The sequence below is a fragment of the Nocardioides sp. genome (genome assembly GCF_047602075.1).
Classification (GTDB): domain Bacteria; phylum Actinomycetota; class Actinomycetes; order Propionibacteriales; family Nocardioidaceae; genus Nocardioides.
Map to the genome: position 1 here is coordinate 475,056 of NZ_JASGIF010000002.1, position 17,162 is coordinate 492,217.

At 69.2% G+C, this 17,162-nt stretch carries 15 protein-coding genes and 1 pseudogene; 10 read left to right on the forward strand and 6 right to left on the reverse strand.

Features of this window, described 5'->3' with window-relative positions; all coding sequences use genetic code 11:
• Positions 1-8 precede the first annotated feature (8 nt).
• Complete coding sequence (locus QM714_RS14970; RefSeq protein WP_415101950.1) at positions 9-623, reverse strand: NTP transferase domain-containing protein; 615 nt, start codon at positions 621-623, stop codon at positions 9-11.
• 299 nt (positions 624-922) lie between these two features.
• On the opposite strand from QM714_RS14970, the gene QM714_RS14975 reads away from it, so the two are divergent.
• The gene (locus QM714_RS14975) at positions 923-1,588 is read left to right on the forward strand and encodes a hypothetical protein (protein ID WP_415101952.1); all 666 of its coding nucleotides are present in this window, start codon (positions 923-925) and stop codon (positions 1,586-1,588) included.
• Between the two features lie 9 nt (positions 1,589-1,597).
• Here QM714_RS14975 and QM714_RS14980 read toward each other — a convergent pair whose 3' ends face one another.
• Positions 1,598-2,482: a MurR/RpiR family transcriptional regulator gene (locus QM714_RS14980; protein WP_415101954.1), complete on the reverse strand. Its 885-nt coding sequence runs from the start codon at positions 2,480-2,482 to the stop codon at positions 1,598-1,600.
• Entirely contained in the window at positions 2,479-3,312 is an 834-nt protein-coding gene (locus QM714_RS14985; RefSeq protein ID WP_415101956.1) for a class II glutamine amidotransferase, read from the reverse strand. Before QM714_RS14985 ends, QM714_RS14980 begins: the two co-directional genes overlap by 4 nt.
• 239 nt (positions 3,313-3,551) lie before the next feature.
• Between QM714_RS14985 and QM714_RS14990 the strand changes: the two genes are divergently transcribed.
• From QM714_RS14990 to QM714_RS15010, 5 genes and pseudogenes are all read left to right on the forward strand, one after another.
• Positions 3,552-4,118 (forward strand): hypothetical protein, encoded by a 567-nt coding sequence (locus QM714_RS14990; protein ID WP_415101958.1) that lies wholly within the window; start codon positions 3,552-3,554, stop codon positions 4,116-4,118.
• Positions 4,066-4,908, forward strand: a pseudogene (locus QM714_RS14995) (hypothetical protein); the annotation flags it as partial. The gene QM714_RS14990 and the pseudogene QM714_RS14995, both read left to right, overlap by 53 nt.
• Before the next feature lie 72 nt (positions 4,909-4,980).
• Complete coding sequence (locus QM714_RS15000; protein ID WP_415101960.1) at positions 4,981-6,408, forward strand: APC family permease; 1,428 nt, start codon at positions 4,981-4,983, stop codon at positions 6,406-6,408.
• A gap of 52 nt (positions 6,409-6,460) precedes the next feature.
• Positions 6,461-7,744, forward strand: coding sequence for an aspartate aminotransferase family protein (locus tag QM714_RS15005; RefSeq protein ID WP_415101962.1), 1,284 nt, complete (start codon positions 6,461-6,463; stop codon positions 7,742-7,744).
• 7 nt (positions 7,745-7,751) lie between these two features.
• Positions 7,752-8,888: an amidohydrolase family protein gene (locus QM714_RS15010; RefSeq protein WP_415101964.1), complete on the forward strand. Its 1,137-nt coding sequence runs from the start codon at positions 7,752-7,754 to the stop codon at positions 8,886-8,888.
• A gap of 35 nt (positions 8,889-8,923) precedes the next feature.
• Here QM714_RS15010 and ppk2 read toward each other — a convergent pair whose 3' ends face one another.
• On the reverse strand, positions 8,924-9,799 hold the full coding sequence (gene ppk2, locus QM714_RS15015; protein WP_415101966.1) for a polyphosphate kinase 2: 876 nt from the start codon (positions 9,797-9,799) through the stop codon (positions 8,924-8,926).
• A 207-nt stretch (positions 9,800-10,006) separates the two neighbouring features.
• Between ppk2 and hutH the strand changes: the two genes are divergently transcribed.
• The 4 genes from hutH (at position 10,007) to QM714_RS15035 (ending at position 15,285) form a co-directional block, all read left to right on the forward strand.
• Positions 10,007-11,560 carry a histidine ammonia-lyase gene (gene hutH, locus QM714_RS15020; RefSeq protein WP_415101968.1) on the forward strand — a complete coding sequence of 518 codons (1,554 nt, stop codon included), beginning with the start codon at positions 10,007-10,009 and terminating at the stop codon, positions 11,558-11,560.
• Positions 11,557-13,233, forward strand: coding sequence for a urocanate hydratase (gene hutU, locus QM714_RS15025; RefSeq protein ID WP_415101970.1), 1,677 nt, complete (start codon positions 11,557-11,559; stop codon positions 13,231-13,233). Before hutH ends, hutU begins: the two co-directional genes overlap by 4 nt.
• Positions 13,234-13,313: 80 nt before the next feature.
• Complete coding sequence (locus QM714_RS15030; RefSeq protein ID WP_415101972.1) at positions 13,314-14,324, forward strand: M48 family metallopeptidase; 1,011 nt, start codon at positions 13,314-13,316, stop codon at positions 14,322-14,324.
• Positions 14,325-14,805: 481 nt separating this feature from the next.
• Positions 14,806-15,285 carry a hypothetical protein gene (locus QM714_RS15035; protein ID WP_415101974.1) on the forward strand — a complete coding sequence of 160 codons (480 nt, stop codon included), beginning with the start codon at positions 14,806-14,808 and terminating at the stop codon, positions 15,283-15,285.
• A 436-nt stretch (positions 15,286-15,721) separates the two neighbouring features.
• On the opposite strand, the gene QM714_RS15040 is transcribed toward QM714_RS15035, so the two are convergent.
• Together QM714_RS15040 and QM714_RS15045 are read right to left on the reverse strand one after the other, a co-directional pair.
• Positions 15,722-16,876 (reverse strand): alpha/beta hydrolase family protein, encoded by a 1,155-nt coding sequence (locus tag QM714_RS15040; RefSeq protein ID WP_415101976.1) that lies wholly within the window; start codon positions 16,874-16,876, stop codon positions 15,722-15,724.
• Between the two features lie 114 nt (positions 16,877-16,990).
• Positions 16,991-17,131, reverse strand: a complete 141-nt coding sequence (locus QM714_RS15045; protein WP_415101978.1) for a hypothetical protein — start codon at positions 17,129-17,131, stop codon at positions 16,991-16,993.
• Positions 17,132-17,162 lie beyond the last annotated feature (31 nt).

Consider the following 17,162-nt stretch of genomic DNA (forward strand, 5'->3'; position numbering starts at 1 on the left):
CGGGTGCGTCATCCCATTCGGTCGCCCGGGCCGCCGGAGAGGATGGCGTCTCGCGCCGAGGCGGGCAGGTTCGCCAGATCAGCCAGGGTGTCCAGGTCGGTACGCAGGCTGGCCGGCACCGGGTCGAGCAGGCGAGAGCCGGCCTCGGCGAAGTGTCTGGCCGATCCCGGACCGAAGCCGAGGGGCAATGTCGCCCCGGCCGGCAGGGCCAGCAGGGTCGTGCCACTGCCGTGCAGGTCGGCGACGTGCCGGGGCGTCGATGCTGCGTCGAGGTGTGTCAACACCTCGCCGAGATCCGCGACGCTGATCAGGGGAAGATCGCTCACCAGCACCACGCAGGTGGCCGGCGGATCCAAGCGGCGGAGATGCCCGATCCCGAGGTCGAGGGCGGAGTTCAGCCCGCCCGCGTTCTCGTCGAGCACGTCGACGCCGAGGGGAGCGGCCAGGCGCCGTACGTCGGCTCCGTCGGTCACCACGGTGACCCGATCCGGGCCGACCGTCTCGCTGGCCGTGGCGAGCGTCCGCTCCACCAGCGCGCGGGCGACCAGGAGGCGGACATCCGGTGGCAGCGCGAGTCGGGTCTTCGCCCGGTCGAGCGCTTTGGCCGGCACCAGCAGCCGCACGCCGGCGGGTCTACCAGCTCTGGTCCGACCGGTTCCGGACCTACCGGTTCCGGGCACGGCACCCTCCGTCGGGTCGGTTCTCAGGCGAGCGAGGGTCGGCCCCGATGGGGCTACCTCGCCCCGAGCGTGGTCGTCCGGGCAGCAGTGGTCTAGCGGCCCTGCCCGCCAAGGATCGCTGGTCTCGCCTCGTCGGCAACACACGGGCCCCGAGTTTGCCGGTTCCTCTGCGCCACGGGGGAGGAGTACATAGCCTGCCAGGAGTTGCAACAACCACCCTCGGGCACTGTCAGGAGAAGGCCATGCGTTCGGTTCCCGCAGTCCTCGCCGCCGGTCTGGCGGCTGTTGTGCTGCTGCCCGTATCCGCCCAGGCCGTCTCGGACCAGACGCACGCGCGGGCAGGCTGGACCCGATCCGGCACGGTGACCTTGTTCTCGGCCACTGCCGCGGAGCAAGGACAGTTCGCCGACCGGCAGGGGAACTGGCACACCGTCGTGTTGAGCGTGGGTGAAGCCGGCTTCTCCGGGGTTGCCGCGGACTGGACCTGCCCGGACGGCGTGCAGCCGAGCTTCGCGGACTCCGGGTCGGAGTGGACCTGCACGCCGGAGTCCATTCGCCGGCTCGCCAGCGTCACGGACGACGACGGCGTTCCGATGATCCGGGTCCAGACCAAGCAGAAGATCCGTCGGCTCGTGGTGCGTGGCCCGGTGACGGTGACCGACGAGGCCGATCGGGTCACCTCGGGAAGTGTCCTGCTCAGGGGGCGTGCCGTGGGCGACCGCACCAGGGCCTGGGTCTACTCCGAGGACGGTCAGACTCGCACCGTGAGGACGGTCCGCACCCAGACTCACGCCCGAGGGAAGGTCCTCGGTGTGAGGTTCCGGGCACCGAAGTGGCACGTCTCCTCCTCCGACCTGGTCACGGTGAAGACCTACACCCGCGCCTCCGCTTGGCTGCTGCCCTACTGAGCTGCTGCCCTACTGAGATTGGCCGTCGGCGTCGTCGCCGAAGTCGGCCTCTTGGGCGGCGTCCCATCTGCGCATCCGCTCCCGGGCACGCTCGCCGGTGAGCTGGAGCACCGCGCCGGCGAGCAGCTCGGAGAGGACCAAGGCCGCGGCGGAGGAGTCGAAGGGGCTGGCCGAGCGCACCGAGACCGGCAACACCACGGTGGCGTGCTCAGCGACGGGTGAGAGCCACGGGTCGGTGATGCAGATCAGTTTCGCCCCGGCCGCCGCGACCCGTTCTGCCTGCGAGATGGTCGAGCGCTGATAGCGCCGGAAGTCGTAGACCACGAACACGTCGCGCCCGCCGGCGTCGAGGAACTCGCTGACGGCACCGAGCTGGGGGTCGTGGGCCCTGACCCGTGGGCGAACCTGCTGGAGATGCAAGGTCAGGTAGCGAGCGACCAGGCCGGAGTAGCGGCCGCCGAACGCCGCGATCGAGTAGCGGGTGTCGGCCAACAGCCCAGCCGCGGTCTCGAACTCCTCGGACGGGATCTCGGCGAGCGCGGAGACCCCGGAGGCGATGGCGTCCAGGCCGTCGCCCAGCCAGTTGCTGCTGGGTCGGTGGTCGAACTGGGAGGACGGAGACGCGGCCCGCTCGCTGAGCTCGGAGAGTACGGCGTTCTGCAGGTCGGCGTAGCCGGAGAAGCCGAGCCGTCGTGCGCATCGGACCACCGTGGGCGCGCTCACCCCTGCCGTGGCGGCGAGATCGGCCGCCGACCCGAGCGCGGCGACCGGAAAGTCGGTCAGCAGAGCCCGCGCGACCTTCCGTTCCCCCGCGGATAGCCCACCCAGGTTGGCTCTCAACCGGGAGGCGAGGCCGGCTCGCTCGGGTGGGTGGGGCTGGGTTGGCCGTGTCATCGAGTGGCCGACGACGGTCGTCCTGCAGGCGCCTCGTGCCCCGATCGCTGCCACAGCGCAGACACCTCGCGATCGCATCGACCGATCCGGATCACGCTGTCGGGCGGAACCGGTTGCCAGTCGCTGCCCACGAGTCCGCTGGAGGCCACCACCACGCTGGTCGGGGTGACCCGGTAGGCCATCTCGAAGTATGCGGTCGCGTGACCAGCGGGGGGTGGCTCGTCGCGCAGCAGGATGCGGAGGTCGTCAATCGGTGCACGGGCCCCGCTGTTGACGTGGACGACGTACATCGCATCAGGGGCGAGCAGGATCGCGTTGAGGCTCGCTGCGGGGAAAGCGTCGGCGAGGATCGAGATCCCGCTCCGCACGCCGGCATCGGTGTCGGTTGCCTCGGCGACGCTCTGGCGCAGGAACTGGAAGTACCGCTCGCTGTCGGTGTCGCCGCGCAGGTGCTCGCGTGAGGCCGGGGTGAGCAGGCCGTCGATCCGTGCGATCGGGCTGATGCTGCCGTTGTGGGCAAGGGCCAGCTCGCCGTCGCTGAACGGGTGGGTGTTCTCCAGACCTACCTCGAGCCCGTCGGTGGCCCAGCGCAGGTGCACCAGGCCGATCTGGGCGAGCTCGGCTTCGACTAGTCGGTGGTAGTCGGGGTCGCTGGCCGCCGACTGCGGGGCGCGTTCGGTGGCGATCCGGCCGTCGGCCCCGCGCCACGCCATTCCCCATCCGTCGCCGTGGACGCGGGTGAGCGCGGCGAAGTCAGCGGCATAGGCCGTGCCGAGCAGATCGGTCACCGATGCGGGACGTTCGGCCACGTAGCCCAGCAACCTGCACATCACCACACCTTCTCTAGCAGCGCGGGAGCGCCGCTTCTCTCCCCAGCGACCGCGGCAAGTCGGCGGATGGCGTTTGTCGAGGTGTCACCAACCAACGTGTCACCAACCAGCGTGTAACCAACCGAGGTGCTCGTGTTCATCGACCCGTGACAAACCGATGGCATTGTGCCACTGTAACGATTCTTACGTGGGAACCCTCTCTCCTGTGTATCTGAAACAACTGCGTCAAGGAGTGCTTGATGGACGAGGCGGCACGCCGGGACCGCGCGGATACCCTGCGCCAGGCCGGCCTACGGACCTTGACCGGAGTGATCAGCGACACCGGCGGGGTGCTGCGATCGAAGACGGTGCCGTCGGCTCGGATCGAGTCCTTCGCGCGCAGCGGCATGGGTGCCTCACTGACCTGGCCGGTGTTCTGCGTCGACAACGCGGTGGCGATGACCCCGACCCTCGGTGTGGTCGGTGACCTCCGGCTGGCGGTCGACCTGGACACCGCCGTCGTCTTGCCGGGCGGCTTCGGGTGGGCGGTCGCCGATGTTCTCGACCAGGACGGCGACCGGTCACCCTACTGCTGGCGCGACGTGGTTCGGCGGCAGGTCACGGGGCTGGCGGAGCTCGGCATCGAGGCGATGGTCGGTCACGAGATGGAGTTCACCCTGACCGACACCGCCGGTCACCTGCTCGGCACCGAGCACGGCTGGACCTGCTACGGCGCGGCGCCCTACTTCCAGCTCAGCCGGATTCGCAGCAGAGGTCTGCGAGGCGCTGGACGCTGTCGGCATCCCACTCGAACAGATCCACAGTGAGTACGGCATCGGCCAGTTCGAGATCTCGCTGCCACCCCGAGACCCGATCACCTCGGCCGACAACGTGCTGCTGGCTCGGACGGTCATCGGGCGGGTCGCCCACCAGCACGGTCTGCTCGTGTCGTTCTCCCCGATGCCCTTCGCCGGCGGGGCGGGCAACGGAGCCCACCTGCACGTGTCGTTCACCAAGGACGGCGTACCACTGCTGAGCGGTGGACCGGGCACAGACGTTCCCGGCACCGACCAGATGCATCCCGAGGCGGCGGCCGCGATCGCCGGCATCGTCGAGCACCTGCCGGGCACCATCGCGATCATGGCCGGCACGGTCGCTTCCGACGAGCGGATGCAGCCGGGGCACTGGTCCGGAGCGTGGGCCGCCTGGGGAGTGGAGAACCGCGAGGCAGCGGTCCGCATCCTGATCGCCAACAACGGCAACCCGCATGGCGCCAACGTCGAGGTGAAGTGCGTCGACGCGGGGGCCAACACCTGGCTGGCCACCGGTCTGGTGCTCGGATTGGCGCGGCACGGGATCGAGCACGCCATGGTGCCGCCGCCCGCGGTCGTCGACGACCCGGCCCTGCTCAGTGACGACGAGCGGACAGCGGGCCGCGTGGTCCCGTTGCCGCACACCTCCGAGGCCCGACTGGCTGCCTTCGAGGCCGACCCGGTCGTCGGTGAGGTCCTCGGCGACCACCTCCACGCAGCCGTGCTTGCCGTACGACGCCACGAAGCCTCGGCCTACGACGGCCAGGACGCACACCAGGCGACCCGGTTCGCCTGGTCCGGCTGAGCCCCGGCCCGGGCCGAAGCCCAGCCAGCCCCCCATCGACCGACGCGACCACCAGCGCGAGGAGAGACACAGATGACCAAGCGAAAGCTGAAGCTCTGGGAGGCGCTCGCGCTATCTCTGGGCCTGATGGGACCCACCCTGGCGATGTCAGGCAACGGGCAAGGGATCGTCGGCACGGTCGGGAAGTCGGTGCCCCTGGTCTTCCTGCTCGGCTTCATCGGGGTGTCCATGGTGGCCTACGGGTTCATCAAGCTCACCCAGCGCTACAACCACGCCGGGTCGGCGTACGCCCTGGTCGGCGCGACCATCGGCCCCCGGGCCGGTTTCGTTGCCGGTTTCGCGCTGCTGGGCACCTACTCCTTCTTCTTGATCTGCACCGCCGCCGTGTTCGGCGCGTTCGTCAACGCACTGCTCGGGCACTGGTCGGCGGGTGCGATCGGCTTCGGCATCTCGGCCCTGGTCTGCCTGGTGGTCAACGCCTATCTGAACACCAGGGACACCTCGCAGATCTCCCGGTTGCTGCTGGCCGTCGAGGGGATCGGCATCGCGGGCATGTTGATCCTGATCGTGGTGATCTTCGGCCACGGTGGCGCGGACTCGACCGGCTTCGACCTCTCGGTGTTCAGCCCGAAGGGCGTCAGCGTGAACTCCGTCCTCGCCGCAGTGGTAGCGGCGTTCTTGTCCTGGGCCGGTTTCGAAGGCTGCGCCTCGCTCGGTGAGGAGACCGACGACCCCCGCCGCAACATTCCGCGGGCGCTGTTCGGATCGGTGCTCATCACCGGCGTGCTGTTCGTGGTCGTCATGTTCGCCCAGACCATCGGCTTCGGCACCGACGCGGAGGGCCTGGCCGCCTTCCAAGGGTCCGGTAACACGCTGGGCGACCTGGGAGACAACTACATCGCGGGGTGGTTCGGCACGCTGCTGATCGTCACCGCGGTGCTGAGCGCGTTCGCCTCCAACCTGTCGTCGGTGGCGGCCGCGGCCCGGCTGATGATGGCCTTGGCGCGGGACGGCTTCGGACCGAAGATGCTGTCCGAGGTGGACGCCGTCCACCACGCGCCCCGCAACGCCGTGTGGATCCTGTCGGCCGTGGGCATCCTGGTCAACCTGGTCTCGTGGCTCACCGGGTGGCCGGACATGGGCACCGGCGACGCCGCGATCGACTCCTACTTCTTCTTCGCCGTGGTCGGCAGCGTGTGCCTGCTGTTCGCCTACCTGTTGGTGGAGATCGCCGTCTTCGCTGCCGACCGCAGGGGCCTCATCTCGGTCCGTCCGGCCGAGCTGATCGTCCCCGGGGTGGGAGCGGTGCTGATCCTCATCGTGATCTTCTACAACGTCAAGGACGCCTCCGGCTTCGCGCCGGCGTACGTCGCCATCGCGTGGGTAGTCGTCGGCGGCATCATCGCGACGACCGCACAGGGCCTCACGACGCGCATCGGCGCCTCGTTGGCCCGCGAGCTCGATGCGGCCGACGAGGGACACTCCGAGCTGGCCGGATAGCGCTGGCAGGCAGACGGTGAAGCGATCCCGCGATCGAGGGTTGGGGGCATAGATGAACGACCTGCTGAGCCGGGACCGGGTGATCGCCGGAGTGGAGAAGCTGCGCTTCTTCCCGCTGGTGGTGGAAGCCGGAGAGGGATGCGAGCTGATCGAGCCGGGTGGGCGTCGGCTGCTCGACCTCTCGGCCACGTGGACCGCCTGCGCGCTCGGCCATGGCCATGTTGTGGTCCGAGAGGCGCTCGCCCGGGCCGCACAGGCGCCGCCGGGCGCGGCAGCCCTGTCGGCGATCCATCCCGACGGGGTGGCACTGGCCGAGGAGCTCCTCGACCGGGTGCCGGGGTCGGGCGAGCGACGCGTCTACTTCGGGCACTGCGGGTCTGATGCCAACGATGTCGCCATTCGGGCGGCGCGTCATGCCACCGGCCGACCGCGAGTGCTGGCGTTCGAGCACAGCTATCACGGTGGCGTCGGTGTGGCGATGCGCGCCTCCGGAGTGCATGTCCAGTCGGGCAACGTCGAGACGGATACGGCGGTCACCTTCACGCCGTACCCCGATCCCTACCGCTCCCCCGACACCTACGAGGTCGAGCTGGCGACCCTGCGCAGCCACCTGGCCGCCGGGGACGTGGCGTGTGTCATCGTCGAGCCCATCCTCAGCGATGGTGGGCTGATCGTCCCGCCCGACGGCTTCCTGACCGAGATCTCGGCGGCGTGCGCGGCCGCCGGGACGCTGTTGATCTGCGACGAGGTGAAGGTCGGGTTGGGCCGCTCGGGCACCTATCACGCGTTCGACCATGACGGCCTCGCGCCCGATGTGGTGACCTTCGGCAAGGCGCTGGGGGCCGGCCTGCCCATCTCTGCGGCGGTCGGTCCGGCCGCCGTGCTCGACGAGCCCGGCGCCAGTGCCCTGTTGACCACGGCAGGCAACCCCTACTGCACCGCGGTGGCCAGGGCAGTCCTGCGCACCATCGACGCCGAAGGGCTGACCGAGCGTGCGGCGGTGGCCGGCGAAAGGCTCAGGGCCGGACTGCGAGAGGCAACCGCCGACCTCGATGTGGTCGGGGACATCCGTGGCCGGGGCCTGGTGATCGGCGTCGACCTGGTCGGCTCACGAGAGACCCGTGACCGCGCGCCCGACCTGGCTGCCCGCGTCGTCTATCGGGCCTGGCAGCTCGGCGCGGTGGTGTACTACGTGGGGGGCAACGTGTTGGAGGTGACGCCGCCGCTGGTGATCACCGACGAGGAGGTCGATCGTGCGGTGACGATCCTGGAGCAGGCCATCCGCGAGGCCGACCAGGTCGACCCTGCCGCCGTGGCGGAGTTCGCGGGCTGGTGAGGTGAGGATGGCGACACCGACTCCAGGTCCTCTCGGTGAGAGCATCGACGACCTCGGCCTGGTCGACCACCACGTCCACGGCGCGCTCCGCCAGTCGGTGGATCGGGCGACCTGGGAGTCGATGCTGACCGAGGCGCCGACGGCTCCCGGGGTCGGGTCGATCTTCGACTCCCAGGTAGGGATAGCGATCCGCCGGTGGTGCGCACCGTTGCTGGACCTGCCCGTGCATGCGCCGGGGGAGGCCTACTGGGCGCGCCGCTGTGAGCTGGGCGAGTCCGAGGTCACCCGCCGGCTGCTCACCGCGTCGGGCACGGGCACGTGGCTGGTCGAGACCGGCTATCTCGGCGACGCCGTACTCGGGCCCGCGGAGATGGCGAAGATCAGCGGGACGAGCCGTGAGATCGTCCGGCTGGAGACCGTGGCCGAGGATCTGCTGGCCACCCGAGGAGTCGACGCCTTCCTCGCCGACTACCCAGCAGTGCTCGCCGAGACGGTGGCCGCCCGGGACGCGGTGGGCACCAAGAGCGTGATGGCCTACCGCTCCGGCTTCGACACCGCGCCCGAGCGGCCGTCGACCGCCCAGGTGCAGGCAGGCGCCGACGCGGCGCTCGGAGTCGGTGACCGTCCTCGGATCGGTGACCCCGCCCTCCTGCGTCATCTGCAGTGGTGTGGGGTCGACCTCGGGCTGCCACTCCAACTGCACTCGGGATACGGCGATCCCGACCTGGACCTCGACCGCGCCGACCCGACCCTGCTGATGGGCTGGCTACGGCTGGTCGAGCCGACCGGGGTGCCGATCATGCTGCTGCACAACTACCCGTTCCACCGGCAAGCGGGCTATCTCGCCCAGGTGTTCGACAACGTCTACTTCGACGTGGGGCTCGGCATCAACTACACCGGCGCCGCCTCGCGTCAGGTGATCGCAGAGTCCTTCGAGCTGGCGCCCTTCTACAAGCAGCTCTACTCCTCCGACGCGTGGGGTCCTGCCGAGCTGCACCTGCTCGGCGCCCGGCTCTGGCGGCGCGGCGTCGCCGCAGTGCTCGGCGAGTGGGTCGCCGACGGCGACTGGTCCGCTGCCGATGCCGAGCGGGTCGCCGCCCTGGTGGCGCGCGAAAACGCCGAGCGGGTCTACGCCCTGACCTGACCCCGGGCCCGCGCCGGGATCAGCAGAGCAGGAGATCAGTAGATCTGCGGCACGAACGTCTGCTCGTGCATCGGCGGGCGGACGTAGGGCATCTCGCGCATGACCGGCAGCTCGACGACGTCGGGGGCCACGTCTTGGTAGTCGAACTGGCTGAGCAGGTGTGAGATGCAGTTGAGACGGGCTGCCTTCTTGTCGTCGGAGGGGACGACGTACCAGGGCGCCTGCTTGATGTCGGTGTATTGGAAGGTGGTGTCCTTGGCCATGGAGTACTTCACGTAGAGCTCGTGCTCGGCAAGGTCCATGTCAGAGAGCTTCCAGCGCTTCAGCGGCTCGGCGTTGCGCGCCTCGAAGCGACGCCGTTGCTCCTCGTAGGACACCGAGAACCAGTACTTGATCAGCGTGATCCCGCTGCGCACCAGCATCCGCTCGAACTCAGGGCACGATCTCAGGAACTCCTGGTGCTCCTCCCCGGTGCAGAAGTCCATCACCCACTCGACGTTGGAGCGGTTGTACCAACTGCGGTCGAACATGACCATCTCGCCCGCGGCGGGCAGATGCTCGACGTACCGCTGGAAGTACCACTGCGTCTTCTGTCGCTCGGTCGACTTCGGTAGGGCGACCACCTTGGTGATCCGCGGGCTGGTCCGCTCGGTGATCCGCTTGATCACGCCGCCCTTGCCGGCCGAGCCGCGGCCCTCGAAGATCACCAGCACCTTCAGGCCCTGGGACTGGATCCAGTACTGCAGCAGCACCAACTGCTCCTGCAGCCGCTCGATCTCGTGGTCGTAGTAGGCGGCCTTGAGCTTCCCGTCGCTCTTGTACTTCTCGGGGTCATGTCCGCCGGAACCGTCGGCGGCTAGGCGCGGGCTCAGATCGTCGGCGCCCTCGGGTGGCTTCGGTTTCTTGGACATATGAACGACCCCGCTCTCGATGAATGAGTCCCCATTCCATCCTCAGACGCACTCCGGGGGCCAGGGCGCGACCACCCTCTGGGCATCAGGGTCGGCGTTGGGGCGCCTCGAGGGCGGGCACGGCACTCCAGATCAGTCTCGGATCTGAGACATAGACCGCGGTTGCGCCCTGTCGTGTGAGCGGAGCGAGGCGGTGCAATGGAGGACATGGCAGCTCCTCACTCCGTGCAGGTCGGCCCCGGGCCGGTCTCGTTCGACGACGTCGTCGCGGTCGCCCGTGACGGTGCCGGTGTCACCCTGACAGCCGCCGCGCTCGACGCGATCGACCAGGCCCGCGGGGTCGTGGAGAAGCTGGCCGAGGGGGAGACCCCGACCTACGGCGTCTCCACCGGATTCGGCGCGCTCGCCACCCGTCATATCCCGACCGAGTTGCGCGCCCAGCTGCAGCGATCCCTGGTCCGCTCGCACGCGGCCGGCTCCGGACCCGAGGTGGAGCGCGAGGTGGTCCGTGCGTTGATGCTGCTCCGGCTGTCGACGCTGGCCACCGGGCACACCGGCGTACGACGTCAGACCGCGCAGCTGATGGCCGACCTGCTCACCGCCGGCATCACCCCGGTGGTGCGGGAGTATGGCTCGCTCGGCTGCTCCGGTGACCTCGCCCCGCTCTCCCACTGCGCGCTCGCCCTGATCGGCGAGGGTGAGGTCCGCGACGCCTCCGGCGAGTTGAAGCCGGCCGCGGAGGCGTTGCGTGCCGCCGGGCTGGAGCCGGTGGAGCTGGCCGCCAAGGAGGGGCTGGCGCTGATCAACGGCACCGACGGCATGCTCGGCATGCTCGTGCTGGCGCTCCGCGACCTCGATCTACTGCTCCGCACCGCCGACATCGCCGCCGCCATGTCGGTCGAGGCGCAACTCGGCACCGACCGGGTCTTCGCCCCCGAGCTGCAGGCGCTTCGGCCGCACCCGGGGCAGGCGGCCTCGGCCGCCAACCTGATGCTGCTCCTACGCGGCTCCGGCGTGGTCGCTTCGCACCGCGGCCCGGACTGCAACCGAGTCCAGGACGCCTACTCGCTGCGCTGCTCACCCCAGGTGCACGGCGCCGCCCGCGACACCGCCGCCCATGCCGCCGTCGTCGCCGGCCACGAGCTGGCCAGTGTGATCGACAATCCTGTCGTGCTGCCGGCCGAGGGTCGGTTGGAGTCCAACGGCAACTTCCACGGCGCACCGGTCGCCTACGTCCTCGACTTCTTGGCGATCGCCGCCGCCGACGTGGCGTCCATCTCCGAGCGCCGGACCGACCGATTCTTGGACAGGGCACGCAGTCACGGGCTGCCGCCCTTCCTCGCCGGAGACCCGGGGGTGGACAGCGGCCACATGATCGCGCAGTACACCCAGGCTTCCATCGTCTCCGAGCTGAAGCGGTTGGCCGTCCCGGCCTCGGTCGACTCGATCCCGTCCTCGGCCATGCAGGAGGACCACGTCTCGATGGGGTGGAACGCCGCCCGCAAGCTGCGCCGCTCCGTCGACGGACTCACCAGGGTCATCGCGATCGAGATCCTCACTGCTGCTCGTGCACTCGACCTGCGGGCCCCCCTGACGCCGGCGCCGGGCACCGCCGCCGTCGTACGCCTCCTCCGCGAGGCCGGCATCGCCGGCCCCGGACCCGACCGTCACCTGTCCCCCGAGATCGAGACCGCGGTCTCGATCGTCCGCTCCGGCGCCGTCCTGGACGCCGTACACGCTGAGATCGGAGAACTCTCATGACCGACAACCCGCGCCTGCCGATCCACGCCCCGCACGGCACCGACCTGTCCTGCGGCTCGTGGCAGACCGAGGCACCGATGCGGATGCTGATGAACAACCTCGACCCCGACAACGCCGAGCGCCCCGAGGACCTGGTGGTCTACGGCGGCACCGGCAAGGCGGCGCGGTCGTGGGAGGCGTACGACGCCCTGCTGCGCACGTTGCGCACGCTGAAGGACGACGAGACGATGCTCGTCCAGTCCGGCAAGCCGGTGGGTGTGATGCGGACCCACGAGTGGGCGCCGCGGGTGCTGATCGCCAACTCCAACCTGGTCGGCGACTGGGCCAACTGGGAGGAGTTCCGTCGGCTGGAGGATCTCGGTCTGACCATGTATGGCCAGATGACCGCCGGATCCTGGATCTACATCGGCACCCAGGGGATCCTGCAGGGCACCTTCGAGACCTTCGCCGCGGTGGCCGACAAGAGGTTCGACGGCACTCTCGCCGGGACCATCTCACTGACCGCCGGCCTCGGCGGGATGGGCGGTGCCCAACCGCTCGCGGTGACGATGAACGACGGTGTGGTGATCTGCATCGAGTGTGACCAGCACCGGATCCAGCGCCGGCTGGAGACCCGCTACCTCGACGTGCAGGCCGACTCGCTCGACCACGCCCTGTCGCTCGCGGTGGAGGCGCGCGATGCTCGCCGTCCGCTCTCGATCGGCGTGCTCGGCAACGCCGCAGAGCTGGTGCCCGAGCTGCTCGAGCGGGACGCCCCGATCGACATCGTGACCGACCAGACGTCCGCGCACGATCCCTTGTTCTACCTCCCAGTCGGCACCCGCTTCGAGGACTGGGAGCAGGAGCGGACCGAGGACCCGGTCGGCTTCACCAAGCGCGCCCAGGAGTCGATGGCCCGGCACGTGCGGGCGATGGTCGAGTTCCAAGACCGTGGCGCGGAGGTCTTCGACTACGGCAACTCGATCCGCGACGAGGCCCGCAAGGGCGGCTACGACCGGGCGTTCGAGTTCCTCGGCTTCGTGCCGGCCTACATCCGGCCGCTCTTCTGCGAAGGCAAGGGCCCGTTTCGCTGGGCCGCGCTGTCGGGCGACCCCGCCGACATTGCTGCCACCGACCGCGCCATCTTGGAGCTGTTCCCCAAAGAGAAGAGCAGAGCCAACGAGCGACTTCACAACTGGATCACCATGGCCGGCGAGCGGGTGGAGTTCCAGGGCCTGCCGGCGCGGATCTGCTGGCTGGGGTACGGCGAGCGCCACCTCGCCGGTCTGCGCTTCAACGAGATGGTGGCCTCCGGTGAGCTGTCCGCCCCGATCGTGATCGGCCGCGACCACCTCGACTGCGGCTCGGTCGCCTCGCCCTACCGCGAGACCGAGGGGATGCTCGACGGCTCCGACGCGATCGCGGACTGGGCGCTGCTCAATGCCTTGGTCAACACCGCCTCCGGCGCCACCTGGGTCTCCGTCCACCACGGCGGCGGCGTCGGCATGGGTCGGTCGATTCACGCGGGCCAGGTCTGCGTCGCCGACGGCACCGACCTTGCTGCCGCCAAGATCGAGCGAGTCCTCACCAACGACCCGGGCATGGGTGTCATCCGCCACGTCGACGCCGGCTACGACCGCGCCGCCGAGGTTGCCCAGGAGCGGGGCGTGCGGATCCCGATGACCGAAGGCTGAGTGCGGGGATCGCCGTCTGCTCGTCGTGTGCGGCTGCCATCCCCAGGACAGCGCGGTGCAGTCGATGCGACGATGGCGGCATGGCGACGAAGAAGCCGGCACGGGGGCGGGTGGCACTGCCCGGGATCAGTTCGCGAGCCTGGGAGCACCCGGCGGATCGCGGTGCGTTGGTCGCGCTGCGCAAGCTCAAGGGGTTCGACTCGCTGTTGAAGGCGTTCAACTCCCTGCTCGACGAGCGCCAGGTGCGGCTGCTCTTCTTGGGCTCGGCGGTGCGGGTGAGCGAGCGGCAGTTCCCTGAGCTCCATCGCACGCTGGCCGAGGTGGGCTCGGCGCTTGACGCCGCAACGCTGCCGGAGATGTACGTCATCGCCGACCCGGTCCTCAACTCGATGACGGTCGGCATGTCCCGCCCGATCATCTGCCTCAACTCGGCCTTGGTCGACCTGCTCGACGAGGACGAGCTCCGGTTCGTCGTCGGCCACGAGCTGGGGCACGCGCTGAGCGGGCACGCCGTCTATCGCACCTTGCTGATCAGGCTGCTGGCACTGAGCGGAGTGCTGACCAGCGTGCCCGGTGGTGCCGTCGGCCTCCGGGTGATCACGGCCGCACTGATGGAGTGGTCGCGCAAATCCGAACTGTCCGCCGATCGAGCCGGCCTGTTGGCCGCGCAGGATCCCGCGGTGGCGACGCGGGTGCACATGAAGCTGGCCAGCGGAGGTCACCTGGAGAGCCTCGACATCACCTCGTTCCTCGAGCAGGGCACGGAGTACACCGAGACCGAGGACCTGCGGGACTCGGTGCTCAAGCTGATGATGACCGAGACCCGTTCCCATCCGTTCGCAGTGGTGCGAGCGCGGGAGCTGCGCACCTGGGTCGACTCCGGGGAGTACACCACCATCCTCGGTGGGGACTATCCGCATCGAGAGGACGATGCCACCGCGGGCCTCTCTCTCGCGGCGCAGGAGGCGGCGTCGTCGTACAGCGACGCCTTCCGACGCACCCAGGACGCCCTCGGCCGCCTGGTCCACGACGTCGCCGGCCTGGTGGGCTCGGCCATGATCTGGATCGACGACAAGCTCCGCCGCGAGTAGGCGGCTCAGGTCTCGATCGGTGGGGTGGGCGCTCCGCTTGGGCTTTGGGGCTGCTGGTGGCTTGTGGTGCCGATCGACAGGGCTCCGACGCGGAGAGGTGGGTCGGTGGTCCGGGGTCGTTGTCCGGGTTGCTGGTCGGCTGGCGGTAGCAGCGACTCGTGTGACTACTGTGACCAGAGGTGCCGGTCCGGGCCGGGGAGGGTCATCGATTGGGCGCAAACTGCATCCCGCTCGGTCCGGGGTTGCGGTTTGGGCCCAAACGGCAACCCCTCACCCAGCCGGTGCCCATCTCCCGCGCCGTTGTGGGGCCTAGTGCCCGTCTGGCGCGGGTCTATGGGTGCTCGGACCCGTCTGGTGCGTGGTTGTGGGGGGTGAGTGTCTGGTAGACCGGGCACTGAGCACCCATAGGGGCGCAGGAGACGTCACAACTCCGCGGCAGACGGTCGTGACGCTAGGTTGTCCGGAGCGATCGGGGCTGCCCATGGACATCAGCGCGTTCTACGGACTCTTCTCGGCGACCTGCTTCACCTTGGTGGGCCTGTGGTGGAACGTCGTCCAGGGTCATCCGCAGTGGCTGCGAGACGACGCTCTACGGCGGGCCGTCGGTGGCGTGTATCTCGCCTTCTTGCTGCCCGCGCTGATGGGTCTGTTCGCCCAGGTTGGTGGCTCCGATAGCGCCGCGGTCTGGCGGGTGAGCTTCCTGGTCATCTCGGTGGTCGGAGCGGTGTCCGCGATCAGGCTGTTCTCGCTCACCGCGGAGGAGGGCGCCGCGCCCTACCAGGCGGTGGCTGCCGTGCTCTATGGAATGGTGGCCCTGATCGGCCTTGCGCCGGAGCTGGTGTCACCCCTCGGCCTCGCCCCGATCCAAGCGGTCGCACTCCTGCTGATCTTGCTCGTCGTCATCGCTCACGGCCTGGTGTGGGAGTTCATGCGTCGTGCCGCTGTCCGCGACGAGGCCTAGTCGCCGAGACCCTAGTCACGGCTAGTCCGACTGCGAGCAACAAGCCGAGGTCCAGAACATCGGCGGCTTCCTGCCACACTCCAGCAGTATCCACCGATTCGATGCCGTCAGAACGTGTTGGGGAAGCCGGTGGCCTGCTGCGCGACGGCCGAGACGTCCCACACGCATTCCCAGAGATCGTGGGTTTCCCGCGGTCATGTCGGCCGATGACCGCGTTTGCGGGGTTTCCACGATGCCCGCACCGGACTTCGAAGCCACGATGGAAGATCAGGAATCACGGCCTCGCGAGGAAGGCGCTGCCGATGAGGTCTGTCGTCACGCTCGGACTGGTCGGCTCGCTGACCAGCCCGCTCCTGATCACATGCTCGACCCTCGATGACCGAAGGCTGACCCGACCCGGTCGTGCCGGTCGTGAACAACTCCACCGGCATGGGGATCAGGTGTCGAGTTCGGCGAGGGTGTCTTCGACCCAGTCGGCGATGTAGGCGTTGATGTGGGGCATGTGGTCGAGACCGACGTGCTCGGCAGCACCCTCGTCGATGGTGAAGATCCGCAACTCGCGCTTGGGGCTGTTGACCGCCTGGTCGTAGGACTGGTGGGCGTAGTCGACCGAGATCTGACGGTCGTTCGCGCCGTGTGCGATCAGGAACGGGACGGTGATCTTCTCGACGATCCCGTCCAGGTCGATGCCCTCGGCGTACTCGATGAACTTCTCGACGTCGTCGAAGCCCCACACCCAGAGCACGTGCTCCCAGTAGTGCGGCACCGGGTTCTCGCCCTCGCGCTGGAGCCGCTTCCTCTGCACCTCACCCCAGTTGTGGTTGGCGCCCCACACGGCGACGAACTTGATCCGCTTCTCGAACGCAGCGGCACGTGGCACGTAGTAGCCGCCGAGCGACCAGCCGACCAGGCCGATCTGGTCGCCGTCGACGTCGGAGCGGGACTCGAGATAGTCGACCTGGGCTTGGGCCCAGTCCTCGGACTCGATGCGCGCCTTGAGGTCTTGGAATCGGAGCGCCTCACCGGAGCCAGGGTTGTCGATCATCAGCACCGAGATGCCGCGCTCTCGCATCTCCTGCGCCCAGCCCGAGGTGTACATGTGCTCCTTGGTGGAGTCCAGGCCGTTCCACATGATCACGCACGGCACCGGCTCGCCGTCCTTCGAGGCATTGGAGAAGTACGCCGGCAACGTGGTGTCCTCGAACGGCACCTCGACCCGCGACGTGGCGGGGTCGGCGACCTCGAAGACCTTCGCGAAGGCGTCCAGGGCCTGCTGGTAGAACGCCCGGCGGCCGGGGTCGGTGTTGGAGAGCATCCGCTCGGCCTGGCAGACGTACAGGCCCGAGCGGTACCACTGCTGGCCTGCCGTGCGCAGGTGACCGGCCGCCTCGGACGCACGGGCCTGCTCGGCGACCTGGTCGGCGATCGCCTTCCAGGACTGCATGAAGACCTTGCTGCCCGAGTCCACGTCAGCGGCCTCGCGCGCAGGCCGGCAGGCGCGGTCCACCTCGTCGATGGCACCGCCATTGTTGAGCGTCGCGCAGACGCCGAGGTTCCAGACGTACTTGGGGCCGGTGAAGTACTCGAACATGACAGCCACTGTGCCGGTCGTCACCTCGGTTGAGGAACCAGCCTCCGGTGATGGGAGGTATCGGCAATCCAGGCCAGCGAAGCTCGTGCCCGATCCCGCCCGGCCGCGAGAGGGTCACGTCATACCGTCTAGGCCACCGATCCGGTCAGGGTTGCGATCCCCTCGACCTCCATGGTCACCACGTCGCCGGAGCGCGGCGGTGGCGGCGTACGGCGCGAGCTCGTCGGCGTTGACGATCGTGGCGCGTCGCACCACCCCTCGGAGTCGACCACTGCTGCACCCTGGC